Source organism: Streptomyces sp. NPDC085931 (assembly GCF_044540565.1).
Taxonomy (GTDB): Bacteria; Actinomycetota; Actinomycetes; order Streptomycetales; family Streptomycetaceae; genus Streptomyces.
On record NZ_JBITSK010000005.1, the window covers coordinates 96,687 to 111,161 of the forward strand.

Annotated in this window: 12 protein-coding genes and 1 riboswitch; of the genes, 7 read left to right on the plus strand and 5 right to left on the minus strand. The window is 71.1% G+C overall.

Annotated features, from left to right (window positions below; genetic code table 11):
* Positions 1–113: 113 nt before the first annotated feature.
* The 6 genes from ACIGAN_RS11630 to ACIGAN_RS11655 all read left to right on the plus strand — a co-directional run bounded on the left by ACIGAN_RS11630 (position 114) and on the right by ACIGAN_RS11655 (position 7,466).
* Positions 114–1,595, plus strand: a complete 1,482-nt coding sequence (locus tag ACIGAN_RS11630; RefSeq protein ID WP_399856898.1) for an HD-GYP domain-containing protein — start codon at positions 114–116, stop codon at positions 1,593–1,595.
* A complete protein-coding gene (locus tag ACIGAN_RS11635; protein ID WP_399856900.1) occupies positions 1,592–2,839 on the plus strand; it encodes an HD-GYP domain-containing protein in 1,248 nt (415 codons plus the stop codon). Before ACIGAN_RS11630 ends, ACIGAN_RS11635 begins: the two co-directional genes overlap by 4 nt.
* A gap of 117 nt (positions 2,840–2,956) precedes the next feature.
* Entirely contained in the window at positions 2,957–3,937 is a 981-nt protein-coding gene (locus ACIGAN_RS11640; RefSeq protein WP_365087659.1) for a tetratricopeptide repeat protein, read from the plus strand.
* A gap of 131 nt (positions 3,938–4,068) precedes the next feature.
* Entirely contained in the window at positions 4,069–4,719 is a 651-nt protein-coding gene (gene def / locus ACIGAN_RS11645) for a peptide deformylase (RefSeq protein WP_365087658.1), read from the plus strand.
* 294 nt (positions 4,720–5,013) lie between these two features.
* Positions 5,014–6,099: an epi-isozizaene synthase gene (gene cyc1 / locus ACIGAN_RS11650; RefSeq protein WP_399856902.1), complete on the plus strand. Its 1,086-nt coding sequence runs from the start codon at positions 5,014–5,016 to the stop codon at positions 6,097–6,099.
* Complete coding sequence (locus ACIGAN_RS11655; protein WP_399856904.1) at positions 6,096–7,466, plus strand: bifunctional albaflavenone monooxygenase/terpene synthase; 1,371 nt, start codon at positions 6,096–6,098, stop codon at positions 7,464–7,466. Before cyc1 ends, ACIGAN_RS11655 begins: the two co-directional genes overlap by 4 nt.
* A 12-nt stretch (positions 7,467–7,478) precedes the next feature.
* Here ACIGAN_RS11655 and ACIGAN_RS11660 read toward each other — a convergent pair whose 3' ends face one another.
* A complete protein-coding gene (locus ACIGAN_RS11660) occupies positions 7,479–8,441 on the minus strand; it encodes a GlxA family transcriptional regulator (protein WP_365738795.1) in 963 nt (320 codons plus the stop codon).
* Positions 8,442–8,534: 93 nt separating this feature from the next.
* On the opposite strand from ACIGAN_RS11660, the gene ACIGAN_RS11665 reads away from it, so the two are divergent.
* A complete protein-coding gene (locus tag ACIGAN_RS11665) occupies positions 8,535–8,777 on the plus strand; it encodes a hypothetical protein (RefSeq protein WP_365738793.1) in 243 nt (80 codons plus the stop codon).
* On the opposite strand, the gene ACIGAN_RS11670 is transcribed toward ACIGAN_RS11665, so the two are convergent.
* The 4 genes from ACIGAN_RS11670 to ACIGAN_RS11685 form a co-directional block, all read right to left on the minus strand.
* A complete protein-coding gene (locus tag ACIGAN_RS11670) occupies positions 8,690–9,697 on the minus strand; it encodes a ribonucleotide-diphosphate reductase subunit beta (RefSeq protein ID WP_399856907.1) in 1,008 nt (335 codons plus the stop codon). The genes ACIGAN_RS11665 and ACIGAN_RS11670 overlap by 88 nt on opposite strands.
* A complete protein-coding gene (locus ACIGAN_RS11675) occupies positions 9,697–12,060 on the minus strand; it encodes a ribonucleoside-diphosphate reductase subunit alpha (protein WP_399856909.1) in 2,364 nt (787 codons plus the stop codon). Before ACIGAN_RS11675 ends, ACIGAN_RS11670 begins: the two co-directional genes overlap by 1 nt.
* 121 nt (positions 12,061–12,181) lie before the next feature.
* Positions 12,182–12,352: riboswitch (cobalamin riboswitch) on the minus strand.
* A 185-nt stretch (positions 12,353–12,537) separates the two neighbouring features.
* Positions 12,538–14,166 carry a monocarboxylate uptake permease MctP gene (mctP, locus tag ACIGAN_RS11680; protein ID WP_365738788.1) on the minus strand — a complete coding sequence of 543 codons (1,629 nt, stop codon included), beginning with the start codon at positions 14,164–14,166 and terminating at the stop codon, positions 12,538–12,540.
* Positions 14,163–14,429, minus strand: a complete 267-nt coding sequence (locus ACIGAN_RS11685) for a DUF3311 domain-containing protein (protein WP_365087651.1) — start codon at positions 14,427–14,429, stop codon at positions 14,163–14,165. The genes mctP and ACIGAN_RS11685 overlap by 4 nt, the downstream gene beginning before the upstream one ends.
* Between the last annotated feature and the right edge of the window lie 46 nt (positions 14,430–14,475).

Sequence of the window (14,475 nt, forward strand, 5' to 3'; positions counted from 1 at the left end):
TCCGGGACTCGAACGCATCACTCGAACGTGCTAATCCGCGGGTCATCGGCCCGTGGAGCCCCCTTCCGCCGTCCTAGGCTCCGGGCCTGACGGACAGGGCCGGGGAGGGGCGCATGGAAGCGGTACCGGCACGGACACGCGTGTATGTCGGCTGTGTCGTGGTCGCCGCGCTCCTCTGCCTGCTGCCGCTGCCGGGCGTGCGCGCGCCCTGGTGGGCGGTGGCGCTGCTGGCCGCGCTGTACGCCGGCTGCGAGCGCGTCGCCCGGTCCCGGTTCGTGGGGCTCTCCCACCCGGCCGGGACCTTCTACCCCGTACTCCTCGCCGGCGCGTTCCTGCTGCCCGCGCCGGCCGCCGCCCTGGTGGCCGTGCCCGGCGCGCTGCTCTCGTACGCGCAGCGGCCGGTGGCGCTGCGGCGGCTGTGGCGGGCCGCCCAGCTCGTCCTCGGCGTGTGGGCGGCGGCCCGGGTGCACTGGCTGCTCGGCGGACGGGACGCGGTCGTCGCGGGGGACGTCCCCTACGCGCTCGGTCCGGCCGCGGCGGCCGTGCTGACGTTCTGCCTGGTGCTGGCGGTACTGGACGGCGGCATCCTGGCCGTGGCCGAGCGGGTGCCGGTACGGCGGGCCTGGCGCGGTCTGGTGGCGCGCTCGCTCGCGCCGATCGCCGTGCACGGGCTGGCCGGGCTGATGATGGCCGTGCTGTGGCGCAGCCCGTACGGGCCCGTGGCCGCGCTGCTCGTGCTGCTGCCGATGTGCGTCTCGTGGTGGGCGTTCGCCCAGTACCACCGGGAACGGGCGGCCCACCAGGCGACCATCCGGGCACTGGTGCAGGCCGTCGACATCAAGGACGGCTACACGCGCGGGCACAGTGAACGCGTCGGGCAGGCGTCCATGATGATCGCGCGCGAGCTGGGCATGGACGACGAGCGCGTCGAAGTGCTCCGCTTCGCCGGGATCCTGCACGACGTGGGCAAGCTGGGCGTGCCCACGCGGCTGCTCCGCAAGAACGGGCCGCTCACGCCGGAGGAGCGGCGGGTGATCGAGCTGCACCCCGAGTACGGGCACGAGATGGTGCGCGGCATCGGCTTCCTCGGGGAGGCCCGGGCCGCCGTGCTGCACCACCACGAGCGGCTGGACGGCAGCGGGTACCCGTACGGGCTGGTGGGCCGTCAGATCCCGGAGTCCGCGCGGGTGGTGGCGGTCGCGGACGCCTTCGACGCCATGACCTCCACCCGCTGCTACAGCAGGGCCCGGCCCGTGCCGGTGGCCCTGGCGGAGCTGGAGAGGTGTGCGGGCAGCCAGTTCGACCCGGTGATGGTCACGGCCCTGGTCGGCGCGGTGGAGCGGGCGGGCTGGCGCCCGGCGGTGACCGCGGACGACACGGACGGCCCGGGCGACCGGGGTGACCGGGGTGACCAGGGGGGACACGGCAGCCGGGAGGACCGAGGCGGTCAGACCGGGCCGGGCACTCAGGCCGGGCAGGACGGGCAGGGCACTCAGGCCGGGCAGGGTGCTCGGGGCGGGCAAGGGCGGGGTGAGGTTCCGGGGGTGCCCGCGCCCGGGGCGCCCGTCGGTGGGCAGCCGAGGTCGCGCCGATGAACGGCCACCGGCCGCCCCCGCTCCTCACCCTCGTCCACACCTGTGCCGCCGTCCTCGCCGCCGGCTCCCTCGCCGTCACCCTCTACAGCGGGCTGGAGGAACGCCGGGTCGCCCTCGCCTTCGGCGTCCTCGTCACCGTCGGCGAGCTCACCCGGCGCAACGACGCCCGGGTCAGGGAGCCGGCACCGCTCGGCGCCGCGGCGGCTCTGTCGTACGGGCTGCTCGGGGAGGCCGGCGGGCGGGCCACACACCACGGGCCGGCCCAGGTCGTCGCCGTCGTGCTGGCCGCCTCGCTGCTCGGCAGCGTGCCGCACGTCGCCCGCGGGCAGGGGCCCACACTCGACCACCTGGCGCGCCGCGTGCTCACCGTCGGCTTCGTCGCCGTGTGCTTCCAGCCCCCGTACAACCGCGGCATGTTCGACGACTGGGGCGGCCCGGCCTACGCGCTGCTGCTCCTCGCGCTGCTGTCCCTGACCGCGCTGTGCGACGCCGTGCTCGCCGCCGCCCTGGCGCACGCGCGGACCGGCTGGCCGTTCGGGCCGGTGCTGCGGGACGAGCTGCGGGCGGTGCGCGGCATCGGCTCCGCCGTCATCGCCACCGGGGCGGTGATGGCGCTGGCGGTCGCCGTCGTGGGGCTGTGGGCGCTGCCCGTCTTCTCCGTGCCGCTGCTGCTCGCCCAGATGTCCTTCCGCCGCTACGCCGCCGTCCGGGCGACCTACCGGCAGACCATCGCCTCCCTCGCCCGGGCCACCGAGGTCGCCGGGTACACCCCGGCCGGGCACGCCCGCCGGGTCGCCGCGCTCAGTCTGGCCGTCGGGCGCGATCTGGGCCTGACCGAGCCGGAGCTGGCCGTGCTGGAGTACGCGGCCCTGATGCACGACATCGGCCAGCTGAGCCTCGTCGACCCCGTGCCGGCGGGTGCCACCGCCGCCCTGCCCGCCGCGGAACAGCGCCGGATCGCGCTCCTGGGCGGGGCGGTGGTCCGGCAGACGGGGGTCGACGAGGCCGTCGCCGTGGTCGTGGAGCGGCAGGCCGACCCGTACGCGGAGCAGCCGCTCGCGGCCCGGATCGTCCGGGCCGTGAACGCGTACGAGGAGAAGTCCCGGGAAGGCGGCCCGGGCGGGCCGCTGACGGCGCTGGAGGAACTCCGGCTCGCCACCGCCGGCCAGTACGCGCCGGACGTGGTGGAATCACTGGCCCGGGTACTGGCAAGGAGCAGTCTGACGCTGCCCGTGGCTGGGTAACCCATGGGTAATGAGCGCCCCCGAGGCCGTACGTGGTTGGATGCGAAGGAGAAGGTGTCCGGGGGCTCGAAACACAGCTACGGCCAGCCCACAGCACGGAACTGGCAGGCGGGAATCGTGAGGATCTTCGGCAAGGGACGGCATCGGCCCTCCGCCTCCTGGCGGCAGGCCACGGACCGGGCATTCACCCTCATCGGCGACGGCCGGTACGAGGACGCGGGCGCACTGCTGACACGTGCCGCCGATCTGGAGCCCTGGCTGTCCGAGTCCTGGTTCAACCTCGCCCTGCTGCACAAGTTCCGGCACGACTGGGAGCAGGCCCGGGCCGCCGGCCTGCGGGCGGTGGCCCTGCTGGACCGGGACGCCGGGGCGCCCGACTGGTGGAACGTCGGCATCGCCGCGACCGCCCTGCAGGACTGGCCGCTGGCCCGCCGCGCCTGGCAGGCCTACGGGCTGCGGGTGCCGGGGGCGGCGAACGACTCCGGGGAGCCCGTCGGCATGGACCTCGGCAGCGCGGCCGTACGGCTGTCGCCGGAGGGCGAGGCCGAGGTCGTGTGGGGACGCCGGCTGGACCCCGCGCGGATGGAGGTGCTGTCCATTCCGCTGCCGTCGTCGGGCCGGCGCTGGGGCGAGGTCGTCCTGCACGACGGCGTGCCGCACGGGGAGCGCACCACGGCCGCCGGGCACACCTACCCGGTGTTCGACGAGATCGAGCTGTGGGCGCCGTCGCCGGTGCCGACGTGGGTGGTGCTGCTGGAGGCGGCGACCGAGGCGGACCGGGACGCGCTGGAGCAGCTGGCCGCGGACGCGGGCTTCGCCGCGGAGGACTGGTCCTCCTCGGTGCGGCTGCTGTGCCGGATGTGCTCGGAGTCGCGGATGCCGTCCGACGAGGGCGACGGGGAGCACCTGGACCCGCACGACCACAGCGAGCCGGGGCATCCCGGGCCGCTGGGGCACCGGACGGACGGGCAGCTGTGGGTGCCCGAGCGGGAGTGCGGGCTGGCCGCGCCGGCCTCGCTCGTCCGGGGGTTGCTGGACGGGTGGGTGGCCGACAGTCCGGATTCCCGCGACTGGCGGGACCTGGAAGAGGTGTGTTAGCGCCGTTGCCGGGTGCGGCCGCGCCACGGGGGGGCTCACGCGGTTCCCCGCGCCCCTGAAAGCAGGGCGTTTCACCCGCGTACCCTGTATCAGCATCCCTTGGATTTGTTCAGGAAGGCGTACGAGACGTCATGGCTCAGCAGGACACCGATCAGCAGCACGAGGGCGTGCTCCCCGTCGACGACGAGGGGTACGTGATCGACACGGAGGACTGCGAGGAGCGCGAGGCGGCCTGGCGTGAGCGGGGAACCTCGCGGCCGATCACGGTCGTCGGCAACCCGGTGCTGCACAAGGAGTGCAAGGACGTCACCGAGTTCGGCGAGGAGCTGCAGCAGCTCGTCGCGGACATGTTCGCCAGCCAGCGCACCGCCGAGGGCGTGGGCCTGGCCGCCAACCAGATCGGCGTCGACGCGAAGGTCTTCGTCTACGACTGCCCCGACGACGAGGGCGTCCGGCACACCGGGGTCGTCTGCAACCCCAAGCTCGTCGAACTGCCCGCCGACAAGCGCCGGCTGGACGACAGCAACGAGGGCTGCCTGTCGGTGCCGACCGCGTACGCGCCGCTCGCCCGGCCCGACTACGCCGAGGTGACCGGGCAGGACGAGCGGGGCAACCCGATCAAGGTGCGCGGCACCGGATACTTCGCTCGGTGTTTGCAGCACGAGACCGACCACCTCTACGGCTACCTGTACATCGACCGGCTCTCCAAGCGCGAGCGCAAGGACGCGCTGCGGCAGATGGCCGAGAACGAGCCCCGCTACCCCGTCGTGGCCAACGACTGACACCACTCACGCACCAGGCGAACGGCGTCTGTCCGGGTTCCCCACCCCGAACAGGCGCCGTTCGCCTGTGCCGTTCGTCTGTCCGTCGCACGTTCGATCGCTTCCGCTCTCCTGTGATCCCGCACCAGTCACCCAGCGGGAGGATCCCGGCACTGTGGGGTAGTGAATGAAGCAAATACGTTCCCAGAACGGTCAGTTGTAGTGCTGAATGGGGTGAGCGGGGTATGCAACGGCGCACGCCCGGCACGAAGGGAGGGGCGCCCGCGCCGACTGGCGGCTGAGAGGGGTTAGTTCGTGCATGCTTTGTCACACGGCACCACATCGACACCGACCACCATCGCAGTTCCACCGTCGCTCTCTCTCCCTGTGATCGAGGCGGCGTTTCCCCGGCAACTCCACCCGTATTGGCCGAAGTGCCAGGAGAAGACGCGGGCATGGCTGCTCGAAAAGCGGCTCATGCCCGCCGAGAAGGTGGCGGAATATGCCGACGGCCTGTGCTACACGGACCTCATGGCGGGGTACTACATCGGCGCCCCCGACGAGGTGATGCAGGCCATCGCGGACTACAGCGCCTGGTTCTTCGTCTGGGACGACCGGCACGACCGCGACATCGTGCACGGGCGCCCGCTCGCCTGGCGGAGGCTGCGGGACCGGTTGCACACCGCGCTCGACGCCCCCGGGGAGCACCTGCACCACGAGGACCCACTGGTCGCCGGGTTCGCGGACAGCGTGCTGCGGCTGTACGGGTTCCTGCCGCAGACGTGGAACCTCCGCTTCGCCCGGCACTTCCACGCGGTGATCGAGGCCTACGACCGGGAGTTCCACAATCGCACGCACGGCATCGTGCCGACGGTCGAGGAATATCTCCGGCTGCGCCGGCTCACATTCGCCCACTGGATCTGGACGGATCTGCTGGAGCCGACCGCGGGGTGCGAACTCCCCGACGCCGTGCGGAAACACCCGGCCTTTCGGCGGGCCGCGCTGCTCAGTCAGGAATTCGCCGCCTGGTACAACGACCTCTGTTCGCTTCCGAAGGAGATAGCGGGCGACGAGGTGCACAATCTCGGAATCAGTCTCATCACCCATGAGGGGCTCACACTGGAACAGGCGGTGGTGGAAGTCCGCCGCCGGGTCGAGGAATGCATCACGGAATTCCTGGACGTCGAGCAGGAGGCCTTGCGGTTCGCCGACGCCCTCGCCGACGGCACCGTCCGCGGAAAAGAACTGAGCGCCGCCGTGCGCGTCTGCCTGAGCGATATGCGGAACTGGTTCAGTTCCGTCTACTGGTTCCACCACGAGTCCGGCCGGTACATGGTCGACAGCTGGGACGACCGGTCCACGCCCCCGTACGTCAACAACGAAGCGGCAGGTGAGAAATGACCGTCGAGTCTGTGAAGCCTGAAGCGCCCCTGGCTGCGGAGCTGCGCGAGCCGCCCCGGGCCGGCGGCGCGGTCCCCGTCCTCGGGCACGGCTGGAAGCTGGCGCGCGACCCGCTGGCGTTCATGTCCCGGCTGCGCGACCACGGCGAGGTGGTCCGGCTGAAGCTGGGCCCGAAGACGGTCTACGCCGTGACCACCCCGGCCCTCACGGGCGCGCTGGCGCTGAGCAACGACTTCATCATCGCCGGACCGCTGTGGGAGTCCCTGGAGGGCCTGCTCGGCAAGGAGGGCGTGGCCACGGCCAACGGCCCGCGCCACCGCCGCCAGCGGCGCACCATCCAGCCCGCCTTCCGGCTCGACGCCATCCCCGCCTACGGGCCCATCATGGAGGAGGAGGCCCATGCGCTCACCGAGCGCTGGCAGCCCGGCGAGACCGTGGACTGCACCTCCGAGTCCTTCCGGGTGGCCGTGCGCATCGCGGCCCGCTGCCTGCTGCGCGGCGACTTCATGGACGAGCGGGCGGAGCGGCTGTGCGTCGCCCTGGCCACCGTCTTCCGCGGGATGTACCGGCGGATGGTGGTCCCGCTCGGACCGCTCTACAACCTTCCGCTCCCGGCCAACCGCGAATTCAACCGGGCTCTGGCCGATTTGCATCTCCTGGTCGACGAGATCGTCGCCGAGCGCCGTGCAAGCGGTCAAAAGCCGGACGATTTGCTGACGGCATTGCTGGAGGCGAAGGACGAGAATGGCGACCCCATCGGGGAACAGGAGATCCACGATCAGGTCGTAGCGATCCTCACCCCGGGCAGCGAAACCGTGGCGTCCACGATCATGTGGTTGCTGCATATGCTCGCGGAACACCCTGAACACGCCGACCGGGTACGAGACGAAGTGCAAGCCGTCACCGGTGGGAGGCCGGTGGCATTCGCCGACGTCCGTGAGCTCAGGCACACCAACAATGTCGTGGTCGAGTCCATGCGTTTGAGTCCGGCGGTGTGGATTCTCACGCGCCGGGCGGTACGGGACACGGAACTCGGCGGATACCGCATTCCGGCCGGAGCGGACATCGTCTACAGTCCGTACGCCATCCAGCGCGACGCCAAGTCGTACGAGCGGAATCTGGAGTTCGACCCGGACCGCTGGCTGCCGGAGCGGGCCAAGGCGATCCCGAAGCACGCGATGAGCCCGTTCAGCACGGGCAACCGCAAGTGCCCGAGCGACCATTTCTCGATGGCACAGCTGACGCTGATCACGGCGGCGCTGGCCACCAAGTACCGCTTCGAGCAGGTGGCGGGCTCGAACGACAGCACACGCGTCGGCATCACGCTGCGGCCGCACGACCTGCGGGTGCGGCCGGTGGCGAGGTGAGGCCTTCCGTCCTCAGGCCGCCTCGGTGCCCCTGAAGGTGCGCCGGTAGGCGTTCGGCGTGGTCCCGACCGCCCGGACGAAGTGGTGGCGCAGCGTGGCCGCGTTGCCGAACCCCGTCCGGCCGGCGATCGCGTCCATCGTCTCGTCCGTCGCCTCCAGCAGCCGCTGGGCCAGCAGCACCCGCTGGCGCAGCACCCAGCGGTAGGGAGTCGTACCCGTCTCCTGCTGGAAGCGGCGGGCGAACGTGCGCGGGGACATGTGGGCGTGGGCGGCGAGCTGCTCGACGGTCACCTCCTCGTCGAGGTGGCGCTCCATCCACGCCAGCACCTCGCCGATCGTGTCGGCCTCCGGGTGCGGCAGCGGGCGCTCGATGTACTGGGCCTGGCCGCCGTCGCGATGCGGCGGCACCACCATCCGCCGGGCGATCTTGTTGGCGACCTCGGAGCCCTGCTCCTTGCGGACCAGGTGGAGGCAGGCGTCGATGCCGGCGGCGGTGCCCGCGGAGGTGATCACCGGGTCCTCGTCGACGTAGAGCACGTCCGGCTCGACGGCCACCCGCGGGTAGCGCAGGGCCAGCTCGCGGGCGTGCTTCCAGTGCACCGTGCAGCGCCGGTCGTCCAGCAGGCCGGCAGCGGCCAGCACGAAGACGCCGGAGCAGACGCTGAGCACCCGGGCGCCGCGGTCCACGGCGCGGCGCAGGGCGTCCAGCAGCTCCGGCGGGAAGGTGCGCGTGGAGTAGCCGTCCCCGGCCGGGACGGCGATGAGGTCGGCCGTCTCCAGCCGCTCCAGGCCGTGCTCGACCTGGAGTGACAAGCCCGAGGCCATGCGCAGGGCGGGGCCCTCGGCCGAGGCGACGGCGAAGTCGTACACCGGCAGGCCGTCGTCGCTGCGGTCGGTGCCGAAGACCTCGCACACCACGCCGAGTTCGAAGGGGGTCACACCGTCGAGCAGGGCGACGGCCACGTTCTGCAGCATGCGTCCAGTGTGCCGCACCGTTGGCAGTAATTCGAGGGTCTGCGGCAGTACTGCCACTGACGGTAAGGACCATTCGGAGCGACAGTGGTGTCCATGGACACGAACCAGACTCAGACACTCATCGCCATGGTCTTCGTACTCGGGACGCTGGTCCTCCTGGTCCTCCCGTCCGTGCTCGGCCTGATGCACGACAGGCGCATCGACCGGCAGATCCGGGAGGCCCAGGAGGCCCGCGGGGACGCTCCGGCTCAGAAGTCCTCGTCCAGGTCGACGGTGCCCTCCACCGCCACCTGGTACGCGGAGGGCCGCCGCTCGAAGAAGTTGGTCAGCTCCTGAACCCCCTGCAGCTCCATGAAGGAGAAGGGGTTCTCCGAGCCGTACACCGGAGCGAAGCCCAGGCGGGTCAGCCGCTGGTCGGCGACGCACTCCAGGTACTGCCGCATCGACTCGGTGTTCATGCCCGGCAGGCCGTCACCGCACAGGTCGCGCGCGAACTGCAGCTCGGCCTCGACGGCCTCCCGGAGCATGTCCGTCACCTCCTGCCGGAGCCGGTCGTCGAACAGCTCCGGCTCCTCCTTGCGGACGGTGTCGACCACGTCGAACGCGAACGACATGTGCATCGTCTCGTCGCGGAACACCCAGTTGGTGCCGGTGGCCAGGCCGTGCAGCAGGCCGCGGCTGCGGAACCAGTAGACGTAGGCGAAGGCGCCGTAGAAGAACAGGCCCTCGATGCAGGCCGCGAAGCAGATCAGGTTGAGCAGGAAGCGGCGGCGGTCCGCCTGTGACTCCAGCCGGTCCAGCTTCTCGACCGAGTCCATCCACCTGAAGCAGAACTCCGCCTTCTCGCGGATGGACGGGATGTTCTCCACCGCCGCGAAGGCCGCCGCCCGGTCCTCCGGGTCGGGCAGGTAGGTGTCGAGCAGCGTCAGGTAGAACTGGACGTGCACGGCCTCCTCGAAGAGCTGACGGCTCAGATAGAGCCGCGCCTCGGGGGAGTTGATGTGCTTGTACAGCGTCAGCACCAGGTTGTTCGCGACGATCGAGTCGCCCGTCGCGAAGAACGCCACCAGCCGGCCGATGAGGTGCTGCTCCTCGGGGGAGAGCCTGCCGAGGTCGGCGACGTCCGAGTGGAGGTCGACCTCCTCCACGGTCCAGGTGTTCTTGATGGCGTCCCGGTAGCGCTCGTAGAAGTCCGGGTAGCGCATCGGGCGCAGCGTCAGCTCGAAGCCGGGGTCGAGAAGGTTCTGGGTGCTCATTACTGGCAGGCCTCGCAGGACTCGGGGTTTTCCAGGGAGCAGGCGACCGCTTCGGGGTCCGGGGTGGCCTGCACGGGGACGGTGGCGCGGGCGGCGCGGGCGATCCGGGTCGCCGGGCGCGAGCGCAGGTAGTACGTGGTCTTCAGCCCGGACTTCCAGGCGTAGGCGTACATCGAGGAGAGCTTTCCGATGGTCGGCGTCTCCAGGAAGAGGTTCAGGGACTGGGACTGGTCCAGGAAGGGGGTCCTGGCCGCCGCCATGTCGATCAGGCCGCGCTGCGGGATCTCCCAGGCCGTGCGGTAGAGCGCGCGGACGTCCTCGGGGATCCAGGCGAAGTCCTGCACCGAGCCGTTGGCCTCGCGCAGGGCCTCGCGGGTGCGGGCGTCCCACACGCCGAGCCGCTTCAGCTCCTCCACCAGGTAGGAGTTGACCTGGAGGAACTCGCCCGAGAGCGTCTCGCGCTTGAACAGGTTGGACACCTGCGGCTCGATGCACTCGTAGACGCCCGCGATGGAGGCGATGGTGGCCGTGGGCGCGATGGCCAGGAGCAGCGCGTTGCGCAGGCCGGTCGTGGCGATCCGCTCGCGCAGGGCCGCCCAGCGCTCCGGCCAGGTCAGCTCCACGTCGTAGTGGTCGGGGTGCAGCACGCCCCGGGCCGTGCGGGTCTTCTCCCACGCGGGCAGCGGGCCGCTGCGCTCGGCCAGGTCGGCGGAGGCCTCGTAGGCGGCGAGCATGATCCGCTCGGCGATCCGGGTGGACAGGGCCTTCGCCTCGGGCGAGTCGAAGGGCAGGCGCAGCTGGAAGAAGACGTCCTGCAGGCCCATCGCGCCGAGGCCGACCGGGCGCCAGCGGGCGTTGGAGCGGCCCGCCTGCTCGGTCGGGTAGAAGTTGATGTCGACGACCCGGTCGAGGAACGTCACGGCCGTGCGGACGGTCGCGTCCAGCCGCTCCCAGTCGATGTCCCCGTCGGCCACGAACGCGCCGAGGTTGACCGAGCCCAGGTTGCAGACTGCCGTCTCCCCGTCGCTGGTGACCTCCAGGATCTCCGTGCAGAGGTTGGAGGAGTGCACCACGTGGCCCGGCTCGGCGGTCTGGTTGGCGGTGCGGTTGGCGGCGTCCTTGAAGGTCATCCAGCCGTTGCCGGTCTGCGCCAGGGTGCGCATCATCCGGCCGTACAGCTCGCGCGCGGGCAGCGTCTTGCGCGCCAGGCCCTTCGCCTCGGCGGCCCGGTAGGCGGCGTCGAACTCCTCGCCCCACAGGTCCACCAGCTCGGGCACGTCCGCGGGGGAGAACAGCGACCACTGCGCGTCGGCGTTCACCCGCCGCATGAACTCGTCCGGCACCCAGTGCGCCAGGTTCAGGTTGTGCGTACGGCGGGCGTCCTCGCCGGTGTTGTCGCGCAGCTCCAGGAACTCCTCGATGTCGGAGTGCCACGTCTCCAGGTAGACCGCGGCGGCGCCCTTGCGGCGGCCGCCCTGGTTCACCGCGGCGACCGAGGCGTCGAGGGTCTTCAGGAACGGCACGATCCCGTTGGAGTGGCCGTTGGTGCCGCGGATCAGCGAACCCCGGGCCCGGACGCGGGAGTAGGCGATGCCGATGCCGCCGGCGTGCTTCGACAGGCGGGCGACCTGGTGGTAGCGGTCGTAGATGGAGTCCAGCTCGTCCTTGGGGGAGTCGAGGAGGTAGCAGGACGACATCTGGGGGTGCCGGGTGCCGGAGTTGAAGAGCGTGGGGGAGGAGGGGAGGTAGTCGAGGCGGCTCATCAGCCGGTAGAGCGCCGCGACCTCGTCCACCGCCCGTGCGGTGTCGTCCTCGGCGAGGCCGCTCGCCACGCGCAGCATGAAGTGCTGGGGCGTCTCGATCACCTTGCGGGTGATGGGGTGGCGCAGCAGGTAGCGGCTGTGCAGCGTGCGCAGGCCGAAGTAGCCGAAGCGGTCGTCGGCGGCGGTGTCGATCAGGGCGTCCAGCCGGGCCGCGTGGAGCCGGACGAAGTCGGCGGTGCGGTCGGCGATGAGCCCCTCGCGGTGGCCGACGGCGACCGACTCCGTGAAGGACGTGACGCCCTGGGAGGCGGCCTCGGCGCGGATGGAGACGGTCAGCAGCCGGGCGGCCAGCCGGGAGTAGGCGGGGTCCTCGGAGATGAGACCGGCGGCCGCCTCGGTCGCCAGCTCGCGCAACTCCGTCTCGTCCGCCCGCGCGGACCGGCCGCGCAGGGCGGCGGCGGCGACCCGGCCCGGGTCGGCGTCGGGGAGGTCGGCGGTCAGCTCGGTGAGGGTCCGCAACAGGGCGGCACCGGAGGCGTCGTGCGCTTCTTCCGCGGTTTCGTCGGCGGCTGAGACCGGATCGGCTGGCGCGATGGTCACGTGGGGCTCTCCCTCGCTCGGCACGGGGCCTCGTCGAGGGCAGGGGGCAGCACACGAGCGCACGCGGCGTCGCGTCCACCGGCCCATTCCACGAGGCCCGGACGTCAGGCACACCGGCCGGGTGGCCGGGTGCGCCGTCGGCAGGTCCTCGGACTGACGCCCATGCGCCTATAAGGGCATGGGTACACCGTTGCGGGACAGTTCCGGATTCGCACCGGATTCCCCTGCGGCGACAGCGAGCATGAGCATACATCTTGTGCCGGGTTCGGAGACCACCCCCAGATGTTGTGTCGCACTGGTTTCAGAGGGTCAGCCGGCGGGTGTGCAGAGTGATCTTCACCGCGATCTTCACCGGGCGTGGCACCGGCGCCGGGCGAGGGACCGCGGGCGAACGACGGCGGGCCGCCGCGAGGTGTCTCACGGCGGCCCGCTGCGGGTCGTTCGTCGTGCGGGGCGCGGTGCCGGGCGCCCCGGAGGTCAGTGCGAGGAACCGGCCGTGGCCGGCGGCAGCTCCACCTGCACCCCCGGGTCGCCCGCGTCCGCCGTGTAGTCCTCCGGCTTGGTCTCGTCGATGCCGTCGGGGGCCTTCAGGGCCTTGAGGACGAACGTCAGGACCACCGTCACCACCACGTTCAGCACGAACGCCGTGAGGCCGATGTAGCCGATCTCGCCGATGCCGGGGATCTCCTTGGAGGACCCGCCGAAGTGCTTCTGCGTGGGCGAGGCGACGCCGTACGCGGCGACCGTGCCGTAGACCATGCCGACCGCCCAGCCCGCGAGCAGCGCCCAGCGGTGGAACCAGCGGGTGAACAGGCCGCCGACCAGGGCCGGGAAGGTCTGCAGGATCCAGATGCCGCCCAGCAGCTGGAAGTTGATGGCGACCGTCTTGTCCATGGTGAGGACGAAGGCCAGCGCGCCCACCTTCACCAGCAGGGACACCAGCTTGGAGACCTTGGTCTCCTGCTCGGGCGTCGCGTCCGGCTTGATGAAGTCCTTGTAGATGTTGCGCGTGAAGAGGTTCGCGGCCGCGATGGACATGATGGCCGCCGGCACCAGCGCGCCGATGCCGATCGCCGCGAACGCCACGCCCGCGAACCAGTCCGGGAACATCGTCTCGAACAGCTGCGGAATCGCCAGCTGCCCGTTCTGCACCTTGATGCCGGCCGCGATCGCCATGAACCCGAGCAGCGCCAGCAGACCCAGCATCAGCGAGTACAGCGGCAGGATCGTGGTGTTGCGGCGGATCACCTCACGGCTCTTGGAGGACAGCGTCGCCGTGATGGAGTGCGGGTACATGAACAGCGCCAGGGCGGAGCCCAGCGCCAGCGTGGCGTACGTCCACTGGCCCGTCTCCGGCGGCGTCAGCGCACCGCGCGGCGCACCCGTCGCCGGGTTGGTCTGGCTGAACGCGTCGCCCGCCTTGGCGAAGATGTCGTCGAAACCGCCCAGCTTGATCGGGATGTAGATGATCGCCACCGCGATGACGATGTAGATCAGCGTGTCCTTCACGAACGCGATCAGCGCGGGCGCCCGCAGACCCGACGAGTACGTGTAGGCCGCCAGCACGCCGAAGGCGATCAGCAGCGGCAGGTCCTTGATGAACCAGTTGGTGTCCTCGCCGCCGCCGACGCCCATCACGTCCAGCACGGCCTGGATGCCGACCAGCTGGAGCGCGATGTACGGCATCGTCGCCAGGATGCCGGTCAGCGCCACGGCCAGGGACAGCCCCTTGGAGCCGAAGCGGCCGCGCACAAAGTCGGAGGTCGTCACGTAGCCGTGCTTGTGGGAGACCGACCACAGGCGCGGCAGGAACGTGAAGATCAGCGGGTAGACCAGGATCGTGTAGGGCACCGCGAAGAAGCCCGCCGCGCCCGCCGCGTAGATCGCCGCCGGCACGGCCACGAAGGTGTACGCCGTGTACAGGTCACCGCCGAGCAGGAACCAGGTGATCCAGGTGCCGAACGAGCGGCCGCCGAGGCCCCACTCGTCCAGGCTGTGCTCGTTCTCGGCCTTACGCCAGCGCGCGGCCAGGAAGCCCATGACCGTGACGGCCAGGAAGAAGAAGATGAAGACGGCGAGTGCGACGCCGTTCACGCCGTCCTTCACTGCGACGCACCGCCCTTCGAGGCCGAGCGGGCGCGCTGGTCACGCTGCCACAGCTTGAAGGCGATCATGGTCAGCGCCGTGGAGATCAGCACCCACGCCATCTGGTACCAGTAGAAGAACGGGATGCCGATGAAGGCCGGGTCGGTCTTGGCGTACGACCCGACCCACAGCATGGCAACGAAGGGCGCTATGAGACAGACGGCGATGACGACGCGCGTCGGCGTCACCACCGGCCCTCTGCTGACTTCCGGGGCTTGCGACATCAGGCGGCTCCGTCCCCTCAAGTGATCACCTGGGCAATGCGCAGGC